General features: G+C 64.1%; 19 protein-coding genes and 1 pseudogene. 16 read left to right on the forward strand and 4 right to left on the reverse strand.

Annotated elements, in window-relative coordinates:
• The first annotated feature begins 76 nt into the window (after positions 1 to 76).
• Genes ACQ4MM_RS21925 through ACQ4MM_RS21935 form a run of 3 tightly spaced genes read left to right on the forward strand, consistent with a single transcriptional unit; the run spans position 77 to position 2,935 of the window.
• Positions 77 to 781 carry a methyltransferase gene (locus tag ACQ4MM_RS21925; protein ID WP_431479344.1) on the forward strand — a complete coding sequence of 235 codons (705 nt, stop codon included), beginning with the start codon at positions 77 to 79 and terminating at the stop codon, positions 779 to 781.
• The gene (locus ACQ4MM_RS21930; RefSeq protein ID WP_431479345.1) at positions 765 to 2,009 is read left to right on the forward strand and encodes a hypothetical protein; all 1,245 of its coding nucleotides are present in this window, start codon (positions 765 to 767) and stop codon (positions 2,007 to 2,009) included. The genes ACQ4MM_RS21925 and ACQ4MM_RS21930 overlap by 17 nt, the downstream gene beginning before the upstream one ends.
• Positions 2,006 to 2,935 (forward strand): arginase family protein, encoded by a 930-nt coding sequence (locus ACQ4MM_RS21935; RefSeq protein ID WP_431479346.1) that lies wholly within the window; start codon positions 2,006 to 2,008, stop codon positions 2,933 to 2,935. The genes ACQ4MM_RS21930 and ACQ4MM_RS21935 overlap by 4 nt, the downstream gene beginning before the upstream one ends.
• On the opposite strand, the pseudogene cysC reads toward ACQ4MM_RS21935, so the two are convergent.
• Positions 2,890 to 3,402, reverse strand: a pseudogene (gene cysC / locus ACQ4MM_RS21940) (adenylyl-sulfate kinase); the annotation flags it as partial. The gene ACQ4MM_RS21935 and the pseudogene cysC sit on opposite strands and share 46 nt — an antisense overlap.
• A 33-nt stretch (positions 3,403 to 3,435) precedes the next feature.
• On the opposite strand from cysC, the gene ACQ4MM_RS21945 reads away from it, so the two are divergent.
• Positions 3,436 to 4,797: an FAD/NAD(P)-binding protein gene (locus ACQ4MM_RS21945; protein ID WP_431479347.1), complete on the forward strand. Its 1,362-nt coding sequence runs from the start codon at positions 3,436 to 3,438 to the stop codon at positions 4,795 to 4,797.
• 34 nt (positions 4,798 to 4,831) lie between these two features.
• Positions 4,832 to 5,242, forward strand: coding sequence for a DUF4019 domain-containing protein (locus ACQ4MM_RS21950; RefSeq protein WP_431479348.1), 411 nt, complete (start codon positions 4,832 to 4,834; stop codon positions 5,240 to 5,242).
• A gap of 83 nt (positions 5,243 to 5,325) precedes the next feature.
• Here the strand turns inward: ACQ4MM_RS21950 and ACQ4MM_RS21955 are convergent, their stop codons facing one another.
• From ACQ4MM_RS21955 to ACQ4MM_RS21965, 3 genes are all read right to left on the reverse strand, one after another.
• Entirely contained in the window at positions 5,326 to 6,162 is an 837-nt protein-coding gene (locus ACQ4MM_RS21955) for an HDOD domain-containing protein (protein WP_431479349.1), read from the reverse strand.
• 80 nt (positions 6,163 to 6,242) lie between these two features.
• Complete coding sequence (locus tag ACQ4MM_RS21960) at positions 6,243 to 6,527, reverse strand: hypothetical protein (protein ID WP_431479350.1); 285 nt, start codon at positions 6,525 to 6,527, stop codon at positions 6,243 to 6,245.
• A gap of 12 nt (positions 6,528 to 6,539) precedes the next feature.
• Positions 6,540 to 6,977, reverse strand: a complete 438-nt coding sequence (locus ACQ4MM_RS21965) for a MarR family winged helix-turn-helix transcriptional regulator (protein ID WP_431479351.1) — start codon at positions 6,975 to 6,977, stop codon at positions 6,540 to 6,542.
• Positions 6,978 to 7,057: 80 nt separating this feature from the next.
• Here ACQ4MM_RS21965 and ACQ4MM_RS21970 point away from each other — a divergent pair, with 80 nt between their 5' ends.
• From ACQ4MM_RS21970 to ACQ4MM_RS22020, 11 genes are all read left to right on the forward strand, one after another.
• Positions 7,058 to 7,975: a DMT family transporter gene (locus ACQ4MM_RS21970; protein WP_431479352.1), complete on the forward strand. Its 918-nt coding sequence runs from the start codon at positions 7,058 to 7,060 to the stop codon at positions 7,973 to 7,975.
• A gap of 3 nt (positions 7,976 to 7,978) precedes the next feature.
• The gene (locus ACQ4MM_RS21975) at positions 7,979 to 8,914 is read left to right on the forward strand and encodes a GlxA family transcriptional regulator (RefSeq protein WP_431479353.1); all 936 of its coding nucleotides are present in this window, start codon (positions 7,979 to 7,981) and stop codon (positions 8,912 to 8,914) included.
• 103 nt (positions 8,915 to 9,017) lie between these two features.
• Positions 9,018 to 10,262: an acetylornithine/succinylornithine family transaminase gene (gene astC / locus ACQ4MM_RS21980; protein WP_431479354.1), complete on the forward strand. Its 1,245-nt coding sequence runs from the start codon at positions 9,018 to 9,020 to the stop codon at positions 10,260 to 10,262.
• 131 nt (positions 10,263 to 10,393) lie between these two features.
• Positions 10,394 to 11,425, forward strand: coding sequence for an arginine N-succinyltransferase (locus ACQ4MM_RS21985; RefSeq protein ID WP_431479355.1), 1,032 nt, complete (start codon positions 10,394 to 10,396; stop codon positions 11,423 to 11,425).
• A 13-nt stretch (positions 11,426 to 11,438) separates the two neighbouring features.
• Positions 11,439 to 12,491, forward strand: coding sequence for an arginine N-succinyltransferase (gene astA, locus ACQ4MM_RS21990; RefSeq protein ID WP_431479356.1), 1,053 nt, complete (start codon positions 11,439 to 11,441; stop codon positions 12,489 to 12,491).
• Positions 12,484 to 13,953 carry a succinylglutamate-semialdehyde dehydrogenase gene (gene astD, locus ACQ4MM_RS21995; protein WP_431479357.1) on the forward strand — a complete coding sequence of 490 codons (1,470 nt, stop codon included), beginning with the start codon at positions 12,484 to 12,486 and terminating at the stop codon, positions 13,951 to 13,953. The genes astA and astD overlap by 8 nt, the downstream gene beginning before the upstream one ends.
• Positions 13,954 to 13,961: 8 nt before the next feature.
• Entirely contained in the window at positions 13,962 to 15,302 is a 1,341-nt protein-coding gene (gene astB, locus ACQ4MM_RS22000; protein ID WP_431479358.1) for an N-succinylarginine dihydrolase, read from the forward strand.
• A 134-nt stretch (positions 15,303 to 15,436) separates the two neighbouring features.
• Positions 15,437 to 20,137, forward strand: coding sequence for an NAD-glutamate dehydrogenase domain-containing protein (locus tag ACQ4MM_RS22005; protein ID WP_431479359.1), 4,701 nt, complete (start codon positions 15,437 to 15,439; stop codon positions 20,135 to 20,137).
• Between the two features lie 97 nt (positions 20,138 to 20,234).
• A complete protein-coding gene (locus ACQ4MM_RS22010; protein ID WP_431479360.1) occupies positions 20,235 to 21,224 on the forward strand; it encodes a succinylglutamate desuccinylase in 990 nt (329 codons plus the stop codon).
• Positions 21,225 to 21,270: 46 nt separating this feature from the next.
• On the forward strand, positions 21,271 to 21,783 hold the full coding sequence (locus ACQ4MM_RS22015) for a DUF1993 domain-containing protein (protein ID WP_431479361.1): 513 nt from the start codon (positions 21,271 to 21,273) through the stop codon (positions 21,781 to 21,783).
• Positions 21,784 to 21,998: 215 nt separating this feature from the next.
• Positions 21,999 to 23,111 (forward strand): NADH:flavin oxidoreductase/NADH oxidase, encoded by a 1,113-nt coding sequence (locus tag ACQ4MM_RS22020; protein ID WP_431479362.1) that lies wholly within the window; start codon positions 21,999 to 22,001, stop codon positions 23,109 to 23,111.
• The last annotated feature ends 113 nt before the right edge of the window (positions 23,112 to 23,224 follow it).

Genomic DNA, 23,224 nt, shown 5'->3' on the forward strand with positions numbered 1-23,224 from the left:
AAGCGCACCGGACGGTGCGCGCTTGCCCTTGCCTGGCAGACTCTATAGCATGGGGTCATCAAACAAGGGGACAGATATGCGAGCATCTGCACTTCCCACGACTGAACAAGTCGACCGCTGGCAAGCCACCCGTCAGAAGGCTTTCAAGGCAGTGCCTGAAGCAGGGCGCACCATCACGTATCTTGGCAAGAAATTCCACGTCTACCCGAATACTTTCTGGCCCTTCCTCGACAGCCAGCCGCTGGTGCGCAATTTCCGCATCAAGCCGGGCGAGAGCGTGCTGGACGTGGGCACCGGTTCCGGCGTGATCGCGATCTTCGCCTGCTACCAGGGCGCATCACGGGTGCTGGCGCTGGACGTCAATCCCTCCGCCATCCGCAGCGCGCGCCACAACCTGAAGGCACACGGCTTTGAGGGCGTGATGGAAGTGCGCCGCTCCGACCTGTTCGAAAAAGTCGGCGACGAGCAGTTCGACGTGATCACCGCCAACCTGCCGTTCCGCGACAAGCCGGCGCCGGACGTTGTGGCGCGCTCGCAGTGGGACACGGAGTTCCGCACCAATACCCAGTTCTTCGAGCAGGCCGCGCGCTACCTGAAGCCGGGCGGCCGCATCTACTTCGCTCACTCGAACTTCGGCGCGGTGGAAGAAGTGCGGCGCCTGGCCAAGCAGTCCGGCTTCAGCATCCGCCTGATGGCGCGTAGCGCGGCCGAACGCGAGCAGGAGCGCCAGTTCTTTGCCTTCCTGATCAAACCGGCGGCAAGGAATGGACGGGCTGATTGACATCGTCCGCCAACTGCGGGCAGTGCCGCACGCGCCGTGGCGTGCCCAGGTCAGGCGCGTCGCAGTCATCCTCACCAGTTCGCGTTCGGGATCGACCCTGTTCAAGTCGGTGTTGGCGCGCCATCCTGGCATCGCCAGCCTGGACGGCGAGGCGGAGCCCTTCCTGGCCTTGAGCGGGGACGGTTTCGGTTACGATCCCGCATGCAGCAGCGACGCCATCGCGCAGCTGCGCAACCCCGACGCGCTGGCCGACGAAATCTTCGACAGCCTGACCGTAGCGGAAGGCTGCATCGCTCCGCTGGCGGAGTTGACGGCACGCTGGCGCAAGCGCTTGCTGTTGCAGTTCCCCGCGCTGTTCGCCCAACCGCTTGTCTTTGCCCAGCTCGAGCGGGCCCTCGACGAGGCGCTGCTATTCAGCCAGGCCGCCGATGCGCCGAGTGAGCACGAATTGCAAAACGCCGTGCTGGGCGCGGTATTCTGGCGCGAGCCATGGCGCCGCGATTACTACGACGGCGGCCAGGGGCCGGGCGAGCGCAGGCCGTTCAGCGAGGCCGCCAAAATCGAGGAGCCGCCCTTTGTTTCACCCGTCATGCATGCCAGGCATTTCACCGAAGACGATGCCGCCGGCAAGGTACTGCTGTTCAAGACACCGTCGGATGCTTATCGCTACGGCTTCTATGAGCAGCTGTTTCCGCATGCCCAGGTGCGCTACGTGCACCTGGTGCGCAGCGTTGCCGCCTGCGTCAATGGCTTGATCGACGGTTGGCTGTCGCCGACGGGCTTCCATGCCCACGATATGCAGAAGCACGGCGTGACGCTCGGCATCGGCGGCTATTCGGATCAGTGCGTGGGTGGCCAGCGCTGGTGGAAATTCGACCTGCCGCCGAACTGGCGCAGCTATATCAATGCCCCGCTTGAGGAGGTGTGCTTGAACCAGTGGATGTCCTGTCATCGCCATATCGTCGATAGCGGCGTGGCCGCGCTGCCGGTGCGCTTCGAATCATTCCTGGCCGATCCTTCCGGTGTGCTGGAGCGGACCTGCGAATGGCTTGGGCTGCCGCCGATGCCGCAGCCGCCCGAGTTGCAGGTGACCATGGCCACCGAAGCCCCCGCGCCGGGCCGCTGGCGCAAGCGCAGCAGCAAGTTGCTGCCGCTGGCGCAGCGCCCGGAAGTGGCGGACATGATGCACGCGCTGGGCTATGGCGCGTCGCCGGAGCAGTGGCAATGATCCGCCGCCTGCTGGTCCCTTACCTGATGGGCAAGCGGCGTGACGGCCTGCAACGGGTGCAACTGATCGACGCACACCCTTGGTCCGTGCTGGGTTCACCGCAATCGACGGCGACGGAACTGGTCGACAAGGATGAACAGATGCGCAGCATGGGCCGCGTGTATGCGGTGCTGGCCGAGCATGTCGCCGCGGCAGTTGCGGCGGGCGAGCTTCCGGTCAGCATTTCCGGCGATTGCGTGTCGACCATGGGCGTGATGGCCGGTTTGCAGCGCGCCGGCCGCGAACCGCAACGCATGCTGTGGCTGGACGCGCACGGCGACTTCCACACCTGGGCCACCACCCACACCCAATACCTGGGCGGCATGCCGCTGGCCATGCTGGTCGGGCGCCAGGACCGGCGCCAGAACCGGCGCGACACCATCACCGCCCTGCGCGAAGCGATCGGCATGCGGCCCTATCCGGAAGAGCTGGTGCTGTTGTCCGATGCACGCGACCTCGATCCGGGCGAAGACGAAGCGTTGGCGGGATCGGCTATCATACGTTGCGACCTGGACCAGGTAATGAGCAACCTGTCGCCGCACGAATCGCTATACGTGCATTTCGATACCGACGTGCTGGATGAAGCGCAGCGCATGCCGGCCTTGAAATACCACGTGCCTGAGGGGCCGCGCGTGGAAGAGATGGCGGAACTGTTCCGCTGCCTGCGCGACTACCCTTTGGCGGCAGTGTCGTTATCGGCGTGGCACTCGGAACTGGATGCCGGCGACCAGGCCGCCCGCATCTGCCTCGAGCTGCTGGACGAGCTGCTGCCCGGGCCACGCAGCACGCCGCGCGAGCGCAACTCGTCCAATACCTGCTCGACGCAGTCGGCCAGGGGGGGCCGCGCGGTATCGAGCGACAGTTCGGGCGCCAGCGGCGCTTCGTAAGGCGCGGACACGCCGGTAAATTGCGGCACCTCGCCGGCCCGCGCGCGGCGATACAGGCCTTTGACGTCGCGCTGCTCGCAAACTTCCAGCGGGCACTTGCACCAGGCTTCGATGAAGTCGCCCTCGGCCTGCATGGAGCGCACGCGGGCGCGGTCGGCGCGTAGCGGAGAAATGAAGGCCGCCAGGACGATGATGCCGGCGTCGGCGAACAGGCGGGCGGTTGCGCCCGCACGGCGCAGGTTCTCGCTGCGGTCTTCGGGAGAAAAACCCAGGCCGGCGCACAGGCCCTGGCGCAGGCTGTCTCCGTCCAGCAGAACGACCTGGCAGCCGGCATGGAACAGGCGCCGTTCGATGGCGCTGGCCAGGGTGGTCTTGCCGGCGCCGGACAGGCCGGTGAACCAGACCACCGCGCCGCGATGGCCGTGCATTTCTTCGCGCTCCCTGCGCGATACGTGAGAGGAGTCCATGATGCGACTATATACGCGATGCTGGAGGGTGGTATGCGCACGGTACTGATCGTAGGCGCAGGCTTTTCAGGTGTCGCGTGCGCGATACAGGTGCTGCGTCTTGCGGGCCCGCAGCCTTTACGGGTACTGCTCCTGAATCGCAGCGGGCGGCTGGCGCGCGGCATGGCGTACGGGACCCAAAGCCCACAGCATTTGCTGAATGTGGTGGCGGCCAACATGAGCGTGCTGCCAGACGATCCGGAACACTTCGTGCACTACGCCGGCATGCGCGACAGCCGCGTGACCGGCAGCTCCTTTGTCGCCCGCAGCGTGTACGGCGACTACCTTGAGTGGGCGCTGCGGCAAGCCCAGGACCAGGCGCCGCGCCATGCGACGCTGGATTGCATCAGCGGCAGCGTATGCAGCTTGCAATCCAGAAGTGGCGGCGGATTGGCTGCGCTGTTGGAAGACGGCCGTCATATCGAGGCGGACCAAGTGGTGCTGGCCTTCGGGCACCTCCCGGCGCCTGCGCCGGAGCTGGCGCAGGGCGCATGGCCCGACACCGCACGCTACGTGGCCGATCCATGGCGCGCAGACCTGCTGTCCACCATTGGCGCGCACGAGCCGGTGCTGTTGTTGGGCACGGGCCTGACGGCAGTCGATATCGCATTGCAGCTACTGCGCCGCAATCCTTTGCAGCGGATCCACGCGTTGTCGCGTCATGGACTGCTGCCGCAGCCCTACAAGCCGCTATCCGGGCACCTGGCCGGCAGCACTCTATTGCACGACGAGGCGCCGACTGTGCGGGCGGCCCTGCACGCGTTCATGCAGAAAGTGGAGCGGCTTGAAGCCGTGGGCCTGGACTGGCACCTTGCGCTGGCGGCGCTGCGGCACAAAGCCGCTGTGATCTGGCAAGCCTGGCCCACCGCCGAAAAACGCCGCTTCCTGCGCCATGTGCGGCCCTACTGGGACGTGCACCGGCATCAGTTGCCGCCGACGGTACAGCAGGAATTGTCGGCGGCGCTGGAGGGCGGCGCGCTGCGCGTGAGCGCCGGGCGCGTGCTGGCCATCCGCGACGAGGCGGAACTGGCCGTGCTGAAAGTGCAGCCGCGCGGCAGCGAGGGATGCATAGAACTGCGCGCCGGACGCATCATCAACTGCACCGGCAGTTGCGCCAGCCCGCGCCGTGCCGCGGTGCCCCTGGTGCAGCAGCTGCTGGCCGACGGCCTGATGCGGGCCGACGCGCTCGGCCTCGGCGTGGAGACCGGCGCCGACTGCGCCGTGCTGGGTGCGAATGGACAGCCGACGCCGGGCCTTTACTACATCGGGCCCTGGCTCAAGGCCGGCTTCTGGGAAGCGACAGCGGTGCCCGAACTGCGCCAGTTCGCCGCTGTCATCGCCCGCGCTTGCATGTAGAATTATCAATTCCCAACATTGCTGGAGAACGTCGATGCGCGCAGGAATGCTGTTAGCTGGTTTGATGCTGTCGGGGGCTGTATTTGCGCAAGATGCTGCCTCGGGAGATTCCGCGAAAACCGCAGCCAGCGAGTGGCTGGCGCTGACGGATGCCGGCAATTACGGCGCGAGCTGGGACAAGGCCGCCACCATCTTCCAGGGCGCGATCAGCAAGCCCGGCTGGGAGCAGGCACTGCGCAATGTGCGCCATCCCTTGGGTGCGGTGAAAACGCGGCGCCTGGCCAGCGCCCAGTTCACGCATGATCTGCCCGGCGCCCCCGCAGGCGACTACTTCGTCCTGCAGTTCGCCACGCAGTTCGAAAACAAGTCCAGCGCAGTGGAAACCGTCACCCCGATGAAGGGCGCGGACGGCAACTGGCGCGTATCGGGCTACTTCATTAAATAAAGTCGGGGTCAGCTCCGGCAATCCGCCACATTTTTCGCGATGCGAAAAATGTGGCGGATTGCCGGAGCTGACCCCGACTTTTATTAGTGAAGCAAGGCGGAAGTGAGGGACTTCACTTCTTCGGCCGACTCTTCCATGATGGTGGCCAGGGTGCCGTCGCCGATGGCAAAGTCGATGGTGCTGGCGGCGGCCACCGAGGTCGCGCCCGGGCGGGCGTGCAGCGGCGAGGCGATCGGGGACAGGTCGTTGGCCAGCAGCAGGGTGTCGCCCAGGCTTTCCGGCGGCAGCGCGCGCATGCCTTCCCACATGGCTTCCACGGCCTTCATCACGTTGTCGGGGATCATCAGCTTTTGCAGCACGCCGCGGCCGATCGGCACTTCGCCGTAGGTGGTCCATTCTTCCGGATCGCCTTCCATCGCTTCCGGATAGGCTTCGGCTTGCGACAGCATGTAGAAGCCGCCCACTTCGTGCACGATGCCGGCAAACATGGCGGTATCGGGGTCGACGTGGGACACGCGCCGTGCAATCACCTGCGCCAGCGCCGCCACGTGGGCCGTATGTTCCCACAGCTGGTTGGCCTTGGCCTTGAGCAGGGGATTGCGGATCTTGGTGCCGAGCTGGCGCACGATCACCGAAGTCACCAGCGATTGCAGGGTGCGCACGCCAAGGCGCTGCACCGCCGTCTTCACGCTCGAGATCTCCATGCCGGACCGGTTATAGGCCACCGAGTTGGCAATCGCCACCGTGCGTGCCGCCAGCAGCGGGTCGGCCTGCACCAGCTTGGCTGCCAGGTCGATATGGCAATTGTCATCGTTCAGCGCGCGCTGCAGCTTGATCGACGCGTCGATATTGGTGGGAAAAGTGAGCTCACCGCGGCCGGCTTGGGCTGCAATTGCTTTGAAGGCTTCCAGTCTGTCCATGCGAAAATTATATGCAGTAATTGCCCTGCTGAACTAGGACAGGGTGGTTATTTTGATGAAAAGCTGGCGATGTGCCCAGCTTAGCCTTCGCCGAAGATCGCGTCGCACCCTTCCACGGTGCCTTCGACATCGCCCAGCTCGTCGACCAGTTCCAGGTCTTCGAGTTCTTCCACCGCATTGGTGAAGCTATTGTGCTTGGTGGCGCCGATCAGGCGGTAGATGTCACCGTCTTCGTTGCGGATGCCAATCAGCAGTTTTTCCTTGCGCACCAGGTCGGTGCTGGTGTTTTCCAGCAGCAGGTTGCCGGTGATTTGCTTGTCGAATTTGGCTGGCTTGATGCCGTCCAGCAGGGTGGTCTTTAACATTCTTCTCGTTCTTTATAGTGATGTACCGGCACTGATCGTGGCCTTCAGCCCGGCCAGGGTGCGTTCCAGGGCTTCATAATCGGCGTCGCTATAGTCGGAAAACAACTGTACGCCTTTAGCGACAATAACAGGAAACACCTCGGCAAACAGCTGTTCGCCCGCCGTGGTCAGGCGCACGAAGAAAGAGCGCTTGTCGTCGGCATTGCGTTCCCTTTCCACCAGGCCCTTCTGTTCCAGGCGTTCGATGACGCCGGTCAGGGTGCCCTTGGTGATCAGGGTGCGTTCGCCCAGCTCCTTGTAGCTCATGCCTGGGGTGTTGCCCAATGTGGCAATGATATCGAATTGTGCGTGGGTGAGGCCAAGTTGGCGAACATGTTCGCCGGACCACCTCTCAAACCCCTGCATGCATTCGGCCAGCAGCCGGATGCTTTTCAAATATCGTTCGCCCATGACACAGGATTATAGCGCCCGCCAGCCTCGGCCTCCATCGGTTACTATATGCAAACTTATAACAAGATGGTGTTTCCGCCATGCCCCTACACGCACGCGGTATCCTGGCCCTGCTGGTGGTGACCATTGTCTGGGGCACCACCTTCCCGGCGATGAAGGATATGACCGACAACCTGTCGGCTAACTGGATCGTGCTGTCGCGCTTCGCCATTGCCGGCCTGCTGTTGTCGCCCTTCCTGCTGCGCGCCAAATGGCGCGACCTGCATTACGGCTTCCTGGCCGGGGTGCTGCTGTTCTTTTGTTACCTGACCCAGGTCGAGGGCCTGAGCCTGACCTCTTCCAACCGCAATGCCTTCATCTGCGGCCTGAACGTGCTGGTGGTGCCGCTGCTGGGCATCGCCATGGGCAAGTGGCCGGACAAGCGCATCGTGCTGGCCCTGATCCTGGCCATCGGCGGCCTGTTCGCCCTGTGCTGGGAGGGCAGCTTCACCTGGAGCCGCGGCGATTCGCTGGCGCTGGCGGCGGCCTTCCTGTTCGGCCTGTACATCAAGGTGATGGAACAGTTCTCGCGCAAGGTCGAGCGCCTGATGACACTGACCGTGGCCCAGATCTGGACCGTGGCGCTGTTTGCCGGCCTGTGGATACTGCTGCGCGAAGTGCCGCGCGGGGTGATCGATGTGCCGCACGATGCGACCGACTACTACACCTACATTTGGCAGGGCCTGCTGACCTATAAATGGAACCTGGCTTACCTGGGCGTGATCGCCACGGCGGCCATTATTTCCCTGCAAACCTGGGGCCAGAGCCACGCCACCGCCAACGAGGCGGCGGTGATGTATGCCTTCGAACCCGCCAGCGCGGCCATCTTCGGCTATTTCTGGCTGGGCGAGACCATGGGCATGATGCAGCTGCTGGGCGCGGTACTGTTGATCTCCGGTATGATTGTCAGCCAATGGAATACCCCTGAGCGCCCGGCGTCGGCGCTCGTCCCCGAATAGAAGATGTCATTTGCTCAACTTAGTCGCCTGACCCGGGAGCAGCCGCTGCGCATGCTGCTGGTGAATGCGGGCGAGCCGGACAGCCTGTCCTGGTCCGGTCTGGTGCAGCCCCTGCGGCTGGCCCAACGCATCCTGAATGGCAGTTTCCAGCTTGACGTCATCGCGCCGTCGCAGGCGGCCGGCTTGGCCGGCGACTGGCGACTGGCCCTGCTGGTCGCGGACGAGGGTTCGCCGCGCCCGGCCGATGCCGAGCTGCGCGCGGTGATCGAGCGTTGCCGTGAGGCCGAGTATTGGGGCGGGGTAGGGGCCGGCGTGCTGTGGCTGGCCCAGACCGGTGCCGCTGGCGGTGCGCGCATCGCCTTGCCGTGGGCGCTCTATGCGGAAACCGAGGATGTTACCGAGCGCGCCATACTGACCCCGAATTTGTTCGAGATCGATGGGCGCCTGATTTCCTGCTGCGGCGGGGCGGCTTCGCTCGATTTTTCCCTGACCCTGATCGAGGCGCTGTTCGGCGCCAATGTGCAGGCCGAGATCAAGGAAGCGCTGTGCATCGATCGCGTGCGCTCGTCGGAGGAGCGGCAGCGGGTGGCCTTGCAGGCGCGCTTCGGGGCTCTGCAACCCAAACTGTCGGAGGCGGTGACCTTGATGGAGGCCAATATCGAAGAGCCGCTGTCGACCGACGACATCGCCGGCTTGGTGGGCCTATCGCGGCGCCAGCTCGAACGCTTGTTCAAGCAGTATTTGGGTTCACTGCCGTCGCGCTATTACCTGGAATTGCGCCTGCAACGGGCGCGACAATTACTTTTAGAAACAAACCATTCCATAGTGCAGGTTGGGCTGATGTGCGGTTTCTCGTCGGGGTCGCACTTTTCCACGGCGTTTGGCACCTTGTTTGGCAATACACCGCGCGAGGAGCGGCAGCGCAAGTTAAACCGGTGAACCGGTTTTGGACAATTTTGAAAATCCTTGTCGCAGATTCAAAAGAGTTTTAGCATCCCCGCTTTTACAATGCAGTACACCTTACCATTGATGGGGATTTGCTATGAACGCCAAGCTTGACTCGACTGTTACCACCCGCCCTGTAACCCGCGCTACCTTCGACGAGGTTCTCGTCCCGACCTACGCACCTGCCCAAATGGTGCCAGTGCGAGCAGCGGGCCTGGACCTGTGGGACCAGAACGGCAAGCATTACCTGGATTTCACCTCCGGCATCGCGGTGGCATCCCTGGGCCATTGCAACCCGGTCCTGGTGGAAGCGCTGACCAGGCAAGCCAATACCCTGTGGCACCTGGGCAATGGCTACACCAATGAGCCAGTGCTGCGCCTGGCCCTGGCCCTGACCGAAGCCACCTTCGCCGACCGCGCCTTCTTCTGCAACTCCGGCGCGGAAGCCAACGAAGCAGCCCTGAAGCTGGCCCGTAAAGTGGCGCACGCCAAATTCGGCGACAAGAAGCCGCGCATCGTGTCCTGCCTGAACTCGTTCCACGGCCGTACCCTGTTCACCGTTTCCGTCGGCGGCCAGGCCAAGTACACCGAAGGTTTCGAGCCGTTGCCACCGTCGATCGACCACATCCCTTACAACGATATCGAAGCGGCCAAGGCCGCCATCGGCGACGACGTCTGCGCCGTGATCGTGGAGCCGGTGCAGGGCGAAGGCGGCGTGATGCCGGGCAATCCTGAATACCTGAAGACCCTGCGCGAGCTGTGCGACAAGGTCGGCGCCGTGCTGATCTTCGACGAAGTACAGTGCGGCATGGGCCGTACCGGCTCCCTGTTCGCTTACCAGGGCTACGGCGTGACCCCGGACATCCTGACCTCGGCCAAGGCGCTGGGCAATGGCTACCCGATCGGCGCCATGCTGACCACCGAAGAGCTGGCCAAGCACCTGGCGGTGGGCACCCACGGCACCACCTACGGCGGCAACCCGCTGGCAGCCACCGTGGCGCTGACCGTGCTGGAAACCATCAACCAGCCGGCCTTCCTGGCACGCGTGAAAGAAGCGTCCGAGAAGCTGATCGTCAAGCTGGAAGGCCTGGTGCGCGATTTCCCGCAAATGTTCTCCGCCGTGCGCGGCGCCGGCCTGCTGCTGGGCCTGGTTGTGGCCGAGCCGTTCAAGGGCCGTTCCAAGGATATCCAGCGCGCTGCCGAAGCACAGGGCCTGATGATCCTGATCGCCGGCATGGACGTGGTGCGCCTGGCGCCTGCGCTGATCGTGTCCGACGCGCAGATCGATGAAGCGGACCGCATCATCCGCCTGGCGATTGCTGAGCTGACCAAGGCTGCCTGAAACCGGTAAATCTGGGTCAGACACAGGTGTCTGACCCGACCAGCGACAGTCGCGGGTCGGGTCTGACCCTTGGGTCAGACCCTGAATTACCGGTTTTATCGTTTCAAGAGAAGAATAAAAGAGGAGCACCCATGTACGTAGTCCGTCCGGTAGAAACCGCCGACATCGCCGCCCTCGAGTCACTGGCCGCGGTCAGCATGCCGGGTGTCCATACCCTGCCGAAGACGCGCGAGAAGATCGAGCAGGCAGTCGAGCGTTCCATTGCTTCCTTCTCCGCCCACGTCGACATCCCGAGCGAAGAATCCTATATGTTCGTGATGGAGTCGCTGGCCGACAAGAAGATCGCCGGCACCGCCGCCATCCACGCCTCCGCAGGCTCGAACGGCACCTACTTCTCCTTCCGCAACGACGTTATCCAGCAAGTCTCGCGTGACCTGAACATCAGCCACAGCGTGCACGCGCTGACGCTGTGCTCCGAGTTGACCGCCTACTCGCAGCTGTCCGGCTTCTACGTCGACGCCAGCGTGGCGCAGCGCCCGGAAGCGGCGCTGCTGTCGCGCTCCCGCCTGCTGTATGCAGTGCAGGCGCCGCACCGCTTCGGCGACCGCTTCTTCGTGCCGCTGGCCGGCCTGACCGATGAAAACGGCGGCTCGCCGTTCTGGGACGCGCTGGGCCGCAAATTCTTCAAGATGGATTTCCTGGATGCCGAACGCGTGATCGGCGGCGCCCGTAACCGCACCCTGATCGTCGAGCTGATGCCGCACTACCCGGTCTACGTGCCGCTGCTGCCAGGCGATGCGCAAGCGGTGATGGGTCAGATCCATCCGAGCGGCGAACTGGCCTTTAACCTGCTGACCTCCGAAGGCTTCGAAGCCGACGAGTACATCGACATCTTCGACGGCGGCCCGATCCTGCAGGCGCACAAGCACACGCTGCGCACCTTCTCTTCGTCGCTGCCGCGCCGCGTGGCCAGCGCGGAAGGCACGCAAGCCAGCGATGCGGTGGCGACATATGCCGTGTCGACCGGCCCTGACCAGCGCTTCCGTGCGGTGACGATCAACTGCGCACCGCTGGAAAATACCGATACCGTCTGCCTGTCCCCACGAGCCCAGGAAATCCTGCGCGTGGAAGAGGGCGACACCGTGACCTGCGTCCGCATTTAAGAACGAGAATACTATGCTAGTTGTACGCGCCATTAAAGCGAATGACCTGGACGGATTGTTCAACCTGGCCAGCCAGGTAGGCACCGGAATGACCACGCTCAAGCCGGACATGAAAATGATGGGCGACCGCGTCGCCGTAGCGGTGGCGTCCTTCGCCGAAACCATCCCGCCGGAAGAACGCGACTACATGTTCGTGATGGAAGACACCGACAGCGGCCGCCTGGCCGGCGTGTGCGCCATCAAGGGCGCGGTCGGCCTGACCGAGCCTTTCTACAATTACCGCATCGGCACCCTGGTGCATTCCAGCCGTGAGCTGAACGTGTTCACCCGCATGGACACGCTGTACCTGTCGAACGACCTGACCGGCTGCTCCGAGCTGTGCTCCCTGTTCCTGCACCCGGACTACCGCCAGGGCAATAACGGCAAGCTGCTGTCGAAGAGCCGCTTCCTGTTCATCGCCCAGTTCCCGCACCTGTTCGAACAGAAGATCATCGCCGAGATGCGCGGTTACCAGGCGGAAGACGGCACCTCGCCGTTCTACGAAGGCCTGGGCCGTTACTTCTTCAAGATGGACTTCCATCACGTCGACGACCTGACCGCGCTGGGCAAGAAATCCTTCATCGCGGAGCTGATGCCGCGCCAGCCGCTGTACGTCGATTACCTGCCGGTCGATGCGCGCGAAGCGATCGGCAAAGTGCACCAGGCCACCGCGCCGGCGCGCCGCCTGCTGGAGCAGGAAGGCCTGCACTACGAAGGCTATGTCGATATTTTCGATGCCGGCCCGGTGCTGCAAGCCCGCGTGACCGAATTGCGCGCCATGCGCGACAGCGAACTGGCCTCCGTCACGCGCGATACCGATACCGCGCATGCCTGCGCGCTGCACACCATCGAACCATACCTGGTGTCGAACACCGTCATGCAGGACTTCCGCATGATCCTGACCGACGCCAATCCATCCGGCGGCGGCATTGACCTGTCGTCCGAAGAACAAGCACTGCTGCATTGCCAATCCGGCGACACCGTGCGCACCCTGTCTCTCAACGTGAGGAAGAACCAGAATGTCTGAACTGAGCAATTTCATCAACGGCCATTGGAAAGCAGGCCACGGCGAGACCATCGTGACCACCAACCCGGCCACCGGCAAGAACACCTACTCGTCGCAGGAGTCCACCGCCGACGACGTGGCGCAAGCTGCGCACGCTGCGCGCTCCGCCTTCGAAGCCTGGGCCTACCGTCCGCTGGAAGAGCGCATTGCCATCGTCTCCAAATTCCGCGACCTGCTGAAGGAAAACGCGGAAGACCTGGCGCAGACCATTTCCGAAGAAGTCGGCAAGCCGCTGTGGGAAGCGCGCACTGAAGTGACCACCATGGCCAACAAGGTGGACATCTCGATTACCTCCTATGGCTCGCGCACCGGCGTTGTATCGTCCAAGGTAGCTGACGGCGAAGCTGTGCTGCGCCATCGTCCGCACGGCGTGTTCGGCGTATTCGGTCCTTACAACTTCCCTGGCCACCTGCCGAATGGGCATATCGTGCCGGCCCTGATCGCTGGCAATACCGTGGTGTTCAAACCCAGCGAATATGCACCGCGCACCGCCATCAAGACCGTCGCGCTGTGGGAAAAGGCCGGCGCGCCTGCCGGCGTGATCAACCTGGTCAACGGCGGCCGCGAAACCGGCATCGCGCTGGGCCAGAATGCTGAAATCGATGGCGTACTGTTCACCGGTTCCAGCCAGACCGGCGCCGCCCTGCACAAGCAGTTCGCCGGCCAGCCGGGCAAGCTGCTGGCGCTGGAAATGGGGGGCAACAACCCGCTGATCGTGTGGAACCCGACCGACATCGATGCTGCCGTGTTCATGGCCGTGTCGTCGTCCTTCATCTCCGCCGGCCAGCGCTGCACCTGCGCGCGCCGTGTGATCGTGCCGAAGGGCGAACAGGGCGATGCCTTCGTCAAGCGCTTCGTGGAAGTGGCGTCCAGGCTGGGCGTGGGCGCCTCGGCCGCTGAACCGGCGCCGTTCATGGGCCCCGTGGTTTCCGCAGCCGTGGCTGAAAAGCTGGTGCAGGCGCAAGCCGACATGGTGGCCAAGGGCGGCAAGCTGCTGCTGGAAATGCGCCAACTGGAGCCGGGCACCGGCTTCGTTTCCGCGGGCATCGTGGACACCACCGATGCGCAAGGCATCCCTGACGAGGAATGGTTCGGTCCATTGGCCCAGATCATCCGCGTCGACGATTTCGATGGCGCGATCCGTGTCGCCAACAACACCGGCTACGGCCTGGCCGCGGCCCTGCTGTCGACCGACGAAGCGCTGTGGCAGAAGTTCCAGCTGCGTGCCCGCGCCGGCATTGTGAACTGGAACCGCCCGACCACCGGTGCCGCCAGTTCGGCGCCGTTTGGCGGCGTCGGCAAGTCCGGCAACCATCGTCCTAGCGCATACTACGCAGCGGACTACTGCGCCTACCCGGTCGCTTCGATCGAGAACAGCGCCCTTGAAATGCCAGCCAAGCTGTCGCCTGGCATGAACTTCTGAGGATGGCCATGCCTACTGCACGCGAGTACAACTTCGACGGCCTGGTTGGACCGTCGCACAACTACGCCGGCCTGTCGTTCGGTAACGTCGCTTCGTTCAACAACGTCAAGAGCGCATCCAATCCGAAGCAGGCCGCCCTGCAAGGCCTGGCCAAGATGCGCGAGCTGGCCAAGCGCGGTTTCGCGCAGGCGCTGCTGCCGCCGCAGGACCGTCCGAATTTCCGACTGCTGCGCAGCCTGGGCTACAGCGGCACCGATGCCGAGGTGATCGCCCAGGCGTACGATGATTCGCCGGTGGTACTGGCTTGCGCCTATTCGGCCTCGCCGATGTGGACTGCCAATGCCGCCACCGTCAGCCCGTCGGCCGACACCAGGGATGGCCGCGTGCACTTCACCGCGGCAAACCTGAACAACAAGCTGCACCGCGCCTTCGAGCACGTGCAGTCGGCCCGCGCGCTGCGCGCCATCTTCAAGGATGAGCGTTTCTTTGCCGTGCACGATGCGCTGCCTGGCACGCCGGCCTTCGGCGATGAAGGCGCTGCCAACCACACCCGCCTGTGCGACCAGCATGGCAAGCCTGCTGTGGAGCTGTTCGTGTACGGCCGCGTAGAGTTCGATCCGAACGCGCCGGCGCCGAAGAAATTCCCGGCCCGTCATACGCTCGAAGCCTCGAAAGCCGTGGCGCGCCTGCATGGCCTCGATCCTGCACGCTGCGTGTACGTGCAGCAGAATCCGGACGTGATCGACCAGGGCGTGTTCCACAACGACGTGATCGCGGTGGGTAATGGCAATGTGCTGTTCTACCACGAGCAGGCGTTTGCCGACGAGCAGGGCGCGCTGGCCTCGATCCGCGCCGCGATGCAGGGCGTGGGAGCCGAGCTGGTGGCGATCCGGGTACCGACCGCCGAAGTGTCGGTGGCCGATGCGGTTTCTTCCTACCTGTTCAACACCCAGTTGCTGTCCAAACCGGATGGCAAAATGGCCCTGGTCACGCCGCACGAATGCCAGGAGATTCCGGCTGTCGCGGCCTTCCTGGAAAAGCTGGTTGCCTCCGGCGGCCCGGTCGATGAACTGATCCATTTCGACCTGCGCCAGTCGATGCGCAATGGCGGCGGGCCGGCTTGCCTGCGCCTGCGCGTAGCGCTGACCGAGGAAGAAGCGGCCGCCATGCAGCAGGGTGTGGTCATGACCGAAACGCTGTACCATAGCCTGGTCGCGTGGGTCGAGAAACACTACCGCGACCATTTGGAACCAAAAGATTTAGCAGATCCGCAATTGGCTGTTGAAGTGCATACCGCATTGAAAGAGCTGGAACAGATCCTGGGCTTACCTGGCCTTTATGATCTGTAGAACCGGTAAATCTGGGTCAGACCCAAGGGTCTGACCCGCCCACGCGGCCGCCGCGGAGCGGGTCTGACCCTCGGGTCAGACCCTGGTTTACCGGTTTAGAAAAGAAGATACCCACAACGTATTTGGAGAAGCAGATGAAACAAATGCCACAAGAGTTGCGCAAGCAAACGCTCGAACTGGTCAAGGCCAGCGGCCCGATCGCACAACTGATCGAAGCCTGGCTCGGCTCCCTGGACGATGAAGACCTGGCTGACCTGTCCCCCGGCAGCCTGGCCCCGGTCCTTGTGGAAGGTTTCACCCAGTTGGCCAAGCGCACCGGCTCCGGTTGCCAGATCGCCAAGCTCCAATACGAAGAAGCGCGCGGCGGCCATGCCACCGCGCTGCTGGTCGTCAACGACGACATGCCTTACCTGGTCGACTCCATCGTGATCGCCATGCGCAAGCTGCGCGTCGGCTCCAACGGCGTGCTGAACGCCGTGCTGCCGGTGCGCCGCAGCGCCGACGGATCGGTGGAGGCAGTCGGCCAGAAAGGCGACAAGCTGGAATCCATGGTCCTGTGCCTGCTGTCCGAAAAGCTGGAAGACGGTGCGCTGAAAGAGCTGACCGACCGCATTGAAATGGTGGCGCGCGACGCCGCCGTCGTGAAGCGCGACCAGCCTGCGATGAAAGAGCGCTTCGGCGCTGTCGCCACCGAATCCGCCGGCCTTGGCGAGGAAGGCCAGGAAGTAGCGGCCTTCCTGCAATGGGCGCGCGACGAAGGCTTCGAAGTGCACGGCTACGCCTACTACCAGGTCAAGCCAGGCGCACGCGAACTGGAGCGCGACATCCCGAGCCGCATCGGCGTGCTGCAGGATACCGCGCACCCTATCTACGGCACCTGCCTGGCCAACATCCCCGGCGACTTCGACACCCTGTCCAAGCGCGCGCACGCCTTGTCGATCGTCAAGGCCGACGTGGGCGGCACGCTGCACCGCGACCAGTCGCTGGACTTCATCGGCGTGCGCCATACCGATGGCAAGGGCGCCATCCTGGGCGAACACTGCTTCGTTGGCCTGTTCACCCGCGCCGCCAACCTGACCCCGCTGGCCCGCCTGCCGTTCGCACGCGGCCGCATCGCACAAGTGCTGAAGATCGCCGGCGTGCGCGAGACCGGCTTCCGCGCCGAGAAGTTCATCGAAATCCTGGAATCGCTGCCGCGCACCGAAGCGCTGGAAGCGGAACCGGAATGGCTGGCCGAGGTGTGCGGCGCCGTGGTGTCGCTGTACAAGCAGCCGCGCGCCAAGGTATTCGCCCGCCGCGACGTGTATGCGCGCCACCTGAACGTGCTGGTCTACCTGCCGCGCGAACGCTATTCCGCTTCCGTGGCGCATGCGCTGGCGCGCGCCCTGCAGGACAGCTCGGGCGCGACCCACGTCAGCTCGCAAACCCTGGTGTCGGACGGTCCGCTGGCCCGCCTGTACCTGATCGCCCACGCCGCGCGCTACCCGCTCGACCTGGAAAGCGATATCCAGCGTCCGCTGCTGACGGTGCTGGATGGCTGGCATGACCAATTCTCCGAACTGGCCGACAAGGTAGGCGAAGAGCCGCTGCGCAACAGCCTGCGCAAACTGTGCTCCACGCTGCCGGTCGACTATGTCGCCGCAACGCCGCCTGCCGTGGCTTTCCATGACCTGGACAAGATCCTGCGCAACGGCGTGGACGAGCGCGTTGCCGTGCGCGTCGAACTGCCTTCCGAAGGCAATGCCGCCACTTCCATCCGCCTGTACTCGGTCGACCGCGTGCCTGCGCTGTCCTCGATCCTGCCTGCGCTGCATAACGCCGGTGTCGCCATCGAGCGCGAATCCGCGCACACCATCCGCACTGCGGACGGCAAGAAGCATTACGTAACCAGCCTGGCCGTCGATGCGCAAAGCGCGCTCGAACTGTCGCGTCCTGGCGTGGTGCAGGTGGCGGAAGACCTGTTCAACGCCCTGTTCAACAACGAAGCCGAAGACGGCCGCCTGAATGGCCTGGTGGTCGAAGGCGGCCTGCGCCTGCGCGAAGTGCAGCTGGTGCGCGCCTATATGAGCTACTGGCGCCAGGCCGGCACCCAGTTCACCGTGCGCTACATGGCGGAGATCCTGCGCCGCCACCCGGCGCTGGTGAAGGAATTGGTCGATGCCTGGAAAGAGCGCTTCGATCCGGCGCTGCCGGAAACGACCCGTACCGCCGCCAAAGACAAGCTGCTGGCCATCAAGGGCCGCCTGTCGTCGATCAACCACGCCGACTCCGAAGTGATCTTCGCGGCCATGATCGACCTGATGCTGGCGACGCTGCGCACCAACTACTTCCAGAACGCGGGCCAGGGCGACAAGATCATCTTCAAGTTCGACACCAGCAACCTGCACCTGGTGCCGGAACCGCGTCCATTCCGCGAGATCTACGTATTCTCGCGCCGCTTCGAAGGCGTGCACCTGCGCGGCGGCCCGGTCGCCCGCGGCGGCCTGCGCTGGTCGGACCGCATGGAAGACTACCGCACCGAAGTCCTGGGCCTGGTGAAGGCGCAGATGGTGAAGAACGCCGTGATCGTGCCTGCCGGCGCGAAGGGTGGTTTCGTCTGCAAGCAGATGCCGAAAGATGCGCCGCGTGACGTGATTGCCGCGGAAGGCGAAGCAGTCTACCGCCTGTTCATCGCCAGCCTGCTGGAAATGACCGACAACCGCGTGCTGGGCAAGATCGTTGCGCCTGAAGACACCGTCCGCTACGACAACGACGACCCATACCTGGTGGTGGCTGCCGACAAGGGCACCGCAACTTTCTCCGACATCGCCAACGGCATCGCGGTCAAGCGCGGCTTCTGGCTGGGCGACGCGTTTGCATCCGGCGGCTCCAACGGCTACGACCACAAGAAGATGGGCATTACCGCCAAAGGCGCGTTCGAAGCGGTCAAGCGCCACTTCTACGAGATGGGCCACGACATGAACACCACACCATTCACCGTGGTGGGCGTGGGCGACATGTCGGGCGACGTGTTCGGCAACGGCGTGCTGCTGTCGAACCAGATCAAGCTGCTGGCGGCCTTCGACCATCGCCACATCTTCCTGGACCCGAATCCGGATACCGCGAAATCCTTCGCCGAACGCCAGCGCATGTTCGCGCTGCCGCGCTCCTCGTGGGAAGACTACAACAAGGAACTGATCTCGAAAGGCGGCGGCGTGTTCCCGCGTACCGCGCGCACCATCGAGTTGTCGCCTGAAATCCGCGCCGCGCTGGACATCGCGGAAACCTCGCTGACGCCGGAAGAGCTGATGCACCGCATCCTGCTGGCCCCGGTCGACCTGTTCTACAACGGCGGCATCGGCACCTACATCAAGTCTTCGACCGAATCCCACGCGCAGGTGAAAGACCGCGCCAACGACAATATCCGAGTCAGCGGCAATGAGCTGCGCTGCAAGGTCGTATCGGAAGGCGGCAACCTGGGCGCAACCCAGGCCGGCCGTATCGAATTCGCCCTGGCCGGCGGCCGCATCTTCACCGATGCGATCGACAATTCGGCCGGCGTGGATTGCTCCGACCACGAAGTGAACTGCAAGATGTGGCTGGACGTGGAAGTCAATGCCGGCCAGACCAGCGAGGCAGCCCGCAACCAGCTGCTGAACGACATGACCATGGAAGTCGAGCGCCTGGTCCTGCGCGACAACACGCAGCAAACCCGCTTGCTGGTGCGTGAATTCCAGGCGCAGTCGGAAGCGCATATGCAGGACGGCTACGCCGACCTAATCGCCGACCTGGAAGAGGAAGGCGCGCTGTCGCGCGAACTGGAGCATCTGCCAAGCGTGGCCGAACTGGCGCGCCGCAAGGCCGATGGCCGCGGCCTGACCACGCCGGAACTGGCGGTGGTGATCGCCAACGTGAAGAACCGCTACAAGCGCCTGTTGTCGGCCATGCCGCTGACGGACGAAAGCTGGGCGGAGAAGGTGCTGCGTCCTTACTTCCCTGAACAGCTGGTGCAGACCCGCCCGCCGCTGAACCATCCGCTGTCCAACGCCATCCTGGCGACCGTGCTGGCGAATGAAGTGGTGAACCGTTGTGGCCCGCTGATGATCCGTGACCTGGCGGCAGCCAACAACGGCACCGAGCAGGATGTGATCCTGGCTTGGGGCCAGGCATGGTCGGCGCTGGATTTGGCGCCAATCTTCGACACCCTGGATGCCGATGCACTGAATGTGCCGCGCAACGTGGCGATGCGCGTCGATGCGCGCACCCACGCCATGCTGAAGGCGGTGGTCGAAGGCGTGCTGGGCGTGTCGAAAGACCAGCTGCGCGGCGCCGGCATTGCCGAACTGACCAAGCTGTTCGCCGACCCTGCCACCGTGCGCAAGATGGCGGCCGATGTGCAGTCGGAAGCGGCTACCCACAGCGGCCTGCGCGCCGAGTTCGTGCAGGCGTGGAATGCGGTCGATGCACTGGAAGGCGTGGCGGCGTTCGTGTTCGCCGCGCTGTCGGTCAAGCGTCCTGCGGGCATGGACCTGCCGGGCTTCCTGGCGGTCGGCATGGCGCTGCGTTCGCAGGCGGGTATCGATACGCTGGAACGCGGCCTGAAACTGCCGGCTACGTCGAAGTCGCAGGAGCACCTGCGTAGCTACGCGCAGCAAGCCTTGCGCCGCACACAGCAGAAATTGCTGTCGCAGGTGCTGGCTCGGGCCACCAACGGTCATGATGCGGTCGAAGCAGTCGAACTGGTGACCTGCACCCTGGGCCTGTCCGGCTATGCGGCATCGGCCGACCTGGAGCAGGCAATGCTGGATGTATGGGCATTGTCGGAAGCAGTCAACGCCGTCGGCCTGGCGGCCTGAAACCGACCAGCGGCCGTCGCGTCATAGTGTCAGACCCTGCGGGTCTGACACTGGTTTACCGGTTTTAGCGGAGCAGAAAAGAAACAAGCAACAAAGAATGGCAGACAATCAAACAATTCCCCCCGCAGTCCGCGCCCTCGCTGAAGCCGATTTCAGCGCGGTAGCAAAGAGTTTCACCGCCTCCGGCTACGCAGTCGCCCAGCCTGCCGACGGCATCCTCACCATCCGCAGCAAGCAGGCCGGCCGTCCCGCCGTCCTGCTCTCGGTCGGCGTGCACGGCGACGAAACCGGCCCGATCGAACTGGTGGCCTACCTGCTCGACGCGCTGGCGCAAGAACCGCAAGCGCTGCAAGTCGACCTGATGCTGTGCGTCGGCAATATCGGCGCCATACGCCAGGCCAGGCGCTTCATCGATGCAGACCTGAACCGCATGTTCCGCGCCGAACGCGGCACCCTGGCAGGCACCGCCGAAGCCGCGCGTGCCGACGTGATGATCGCTGCCACCAGCGAATTTTTCGCAGGCGCCGGCAGCGAGCGCTGGCACCTCGACCTGCACACCGCGATCCGCCCAAGCGTGTACCCGACCTTCGCCATCGTGCCCGACCTGATCGCAGAAGATGCGAAGCAACAACTGGTCGGCTGGCTGGGCGAGGCCGCCATCGGCGCCATCATCATGAATCCGTCGTCGGCCGGCACCTACAGCTATTACAGCGCCGAGCATCACGCCGCTGCGGGCACCACGATTGAACTGGGCCGCATCGGCACCCTGGGCCAGAACGACCTTTCGCAGTTCGATGACGCCAGGCAGGCCCTGGACCGCCTGCTGCGCGGCAAAGCACCGGCGCCAGCTGCCAGCGCGCCGCACATCTTCAAGGTGGCCCAGAACATCATCAAGCTGAGCGACGATTTCAAGATGGCTTTCGGCAAGGAGACGCAGAATTTCACCGCGCTGAAGAAAGGCGACGAGATCGCCCGCGACGGCGACACCGTCTACTCCGTGCAGCATGACGAGGAGCTGGTGGTGTTCCCCAACCCGGACGTGCGCATCGGCCTGCGGGCCGGAATGATGGTCACGCGCGTGAGTTAAGGGATTGCGCTACACTTCCCGGACACTCACCGGAAAGGAATAGCGCATGTCCCTGACAATGTACAAAGTCTCCGCGCCCGTCTTCGTGCGCGGCCTGAACGTGATGGCAAGCCTGCTGCGCAAAGCGCAGGCCCACGCTGAGGAAACCGGCAAAGTCCCGGAAACGCTGCTGTCGGCCCGCCTGGCCGACGACATGCTGCCGCTGACCGCCCAGGTCCAGCGCGCCAGCGATACCAGCAAACTCTCGATCGAACGACTGAGCGGCATCGCAGCGCCGAAATTCACCGACAACGAGGCCAGTTTCGAGCAGCTGCAGGAGCGCATCGCGAACACGATCGCCTACATTGAAAGCGTGGGGGAGGAGCATTTCGCGAACAGCGAAACGCGCGAGGTGGCACTGAGTTTCGGCAGCTTCAAGCCAACTTTCACTGGCGAGAGCTATCTGCTGACTTTCGCGCTGCCGAACTTCTACTTCCATATCGTGACGCTGCACGACATCTTGCGGAACCAGGGCGTCAAGATCGGCAAGATCGACTACCTGGGTCCCTACGAGGGTTAAAGGCTGACCTGCAGGGCGTAGGTCGCCGCCATGGTCAGCAGGAGCACGCTCACTGAGATCGCTTTCATTGGATTGAAGCGGGTCGAAACGGTCGGGATTTTTCGGTACATGGCTGGCTCCTTCTCAGTAGCGGTTTTGCATGCTTCGAAGGTTATCAATGCATGCCGCGCCAAGCTAGGCGTAAGCCTGTATCAATAGTAAGTACTTGTAACTTTATGAGCCATCTGTTCTCCCCCTATGCACTGGGCCCGCTGGAACTTGCGAACCGCATCGCCATCGCGCCCATGTGCCAATACTCCGCCAACGATGGCCTTGCGGCCGACTGGCACATGATCCACTACGGCCACCTGGCGCTGTCCGGCGCCGGCTTGCTGATCCTGGAAGCGACGGCCATTTCGCCGGAAGGCCGCATTTCGCCGGCCGACCTGGGGCTGTGGTCGGACGCGCACCAGCAGGCGCTGGCGCCCATCGTGCAGGCGATCCGCCGCCACTCGCCAATCAAGCTTGCTGTGCAGCTTGCACACGCCGGCCGCAAGGCCTCCAGCGCACCGCCATTCGAAGGCGGGCAAGCCTTGCCGCCCGGGCAGGGCGGCTGGCAGACGGTCGCGCCTTCCGCGCTGCCGCATGCGGCTACCGACCCGGCGCCGCTGGCGCTGGACGCAGCGGGCCTGGCCAAGGTCAAGGCCGATTTCGTGAGTGCCGCGCTGCGCGTGCATGCGCTTGGCATCGAAGCCATCGAGCTGCACGCTGCCCACGGCTACCTGTTGCACCAGTTCCTGTCGCCGCTGGCCAACCAGCGCAGCGACCAGTACGGCGGCGCGCTGGAAAACCGCATGCGCTTCCCGCTCGAGGTGTTTGATGCCGTGCGCGCCGCGCTGCCGCGCGAAGTGGCGATCGGCGTGCGCGTGTCGGCCTCGGACTGGGTCGATGGCGGCTGGGACATCGAACAAAGCGTAGCGCTGGCGCATCGCTTGCAACAGCGCGGCGCCGACTTTATCCACGTCTCCAGCGGCGGCGTCTCGCCGCTGCAGCAAATCCCGCTCGGCCCGGGCTACCAGATCCAGTTTGCGCAGCGCATCAAGGCGGAAACAGGCATGCCAACGATTGGCGTGGGCCTGATCACCGAGCCGCTGCACGCCGAAGCGATTGTCGCCAGCGGCCAGGCTGACATGGTGGGCCTGGCGCGCGCCATGCTGTACAACCCGCGCTGGCCATGGCACGCGGCCGCCGCTTTGGGCGCCCAGGTTGCTGCACCGCCGCAGTATTGGCGCTCCCAGCCCCGGGAATTGAAAAACTTGTTCGGCGATACGCGCCTCGGCCAGCGCTAAAAAACGCGACTCCGTGGGGCGCCCGCCACGGTTGCCTTTCCTGCATCAAAATCCTTTAGGTACAGCAACTGCGAGGTCTTATAATCGTGGGGTTTTTTTGTCCTGAAGGATAT

Origin of the sequence: Massilia eburnea (assembly GCF_050709955.1) — a bacterium.
GTDB classification, from domain to species: Bacteria; Pseudomonadota; Gammaproteobacteria; order Burkholderiales; family Burkholderiaceae_D; genus Rugamonas; species Rugamonas eburnea_A.

What these genes read in the sequence shown, in the direction of transcription:
- ACQ4MM_RS22010 (WP_431479360.1), top strand. Translation starts at nt 20,235, where the DNA reads ATGGCAGACAATCAAACAATTCCCCCCGCAGTCCGCGCCCTCGCTGAA.
- ACQ4MM_RS21955 (WP_431479349.1), bottom strand. Translation starts at nt 6,162, where the DNA reads ATGGACAGACTGGAAGCCTTCAAAGCAATTGCAGCCCAAGCCGGCCGC.
- ACQ4MM_RS22015 (WP_431479361.1), top strand. Translation starts at nt 21,271, where the DNA reads ATGTCCCTGACAATGTACAAAGTCTCCGCGCCCGTCTTCGTGCGCGGC.
- ACQ4MM_RS21950 (WP_431479348.1), top strand. Translation starts at nt 4,832, where the DNA reads ATGCGCGCAGGAATGCTGTTAGCTGGTTTGATGCTGTCGGGGGCTGTA.
- ACQ4MM_RS21985 (WP_431479355.1), top strand. Translation starts at nt 10,394, where the DNA reads ATGTACGTAGTCCGTCCGGTAGAAACCGCCGACATCGCCGCCCTCGAG.
- ACQ4MM_RS22020 (WP_431479362.1), top strand. Translation starts at nt 21,999, where the DNA reads ATGAGCCATCTGTTCTCCCCCTATGCACTGGGCCCGCTGGAACTTGCG.
- ACQ4MM_RS22005 (WP_431479359.1), top strand. Translation starts at nt 15,437, where the DNA reads ATGAAACAAATGCCACAAGAGTTGCGCAAGCAAACGCTCGAACTGGTC.
- ACQ4MM_RS21965 (WP_431479351.1), bottom strand. Translation starts at nt 6,977, where the DNA reads ATGGGCGAACGATATTTGAAAAGCATCCGGCTGCTGGCCGAATGCATG.
- ACQ4MM_RS21975 (WP_431479353.1), top strand. Translation starts at nt 7,979, where the DNA reads ATGTCATTTGCTCAACTTAGTCGCCTGACCCGGGAGCAGCCGCTGCGC.
- astD (WP_431479357.1), top strand. Translation starts at nt 12,484, where the DNA reads ATGTCTGAACTGAGCAATTTCATCAACGGCCATTGGAAAGCAGGCCAC.
- astA (WP_431479356.1), top strand. Translation starts at nt 11,439, where the DNA reads ATGCTAGTTGTACGCGCCATTAAAGCGAATGACCTGGACGGATTGTTC.
- ACQ4MM_RS21925 (WP_431479344.1), top strand. Translation starts at nt 77, where the DNA reads ATGCGAGCATCTGCACTTCCCACGACTGAACAAGTCGACCGCTGGCAA.
- ACQ4MM_RS21970 (WP_431479352.1), top strand. Translation starts at nt 7,058, where the DNA reads ATGCCCCTACACGCACGCGGTATCCTGGCCCTGCTGGTGGTGACCATT.
- ACQ4MM_RS21945 (WP_431479347.1), top strand. Translation starts at nt 3,436, where the DNA reads ATGCGCACGGTACTGATCGTAGGCGCAGGCTTTTCAGGTGTCGCGTGC.
- ACQ4MM_RS21935 (WP_431479346.1), top strand. Translation starts at nt 2,006, where the DNA reads ATGATCCGCCGCCTGCTGGTCCCTTACCTGATGGGCAAGCGGCGTGAC.
- ACQ4MM_RS21930 (WP_431479345.1), top strand. Translation starts at nt 765, where the DNA reads ATGGACGGGCTGATTGACATCGTCCGCCAACTGCGGGCAGTGCCGCAC.
- ACQ4MM_RS21960 (WP_431479350.1), bottom strand. Translation starts at nt 6,527, where the DNA reads ATGTTAAAGACCACCCTGCTGGACGGCATCAAGCCAGCCAAATTCGAC.
- astC (WP_431479354.1), top strand. Translation starts at nt 9,018, where the DNA reads ATGAACGCCAAGCTTGACTCGACTGTTACCACCCGCCCTGTAACCCGC.
- astB (WP_431479358.1), top strand. Translation starts at nt 13,962, where the DNA reads ATGCCTACTGCACGCGAGTACAACTTCGACGGCCTGGTTGGACCGTCG.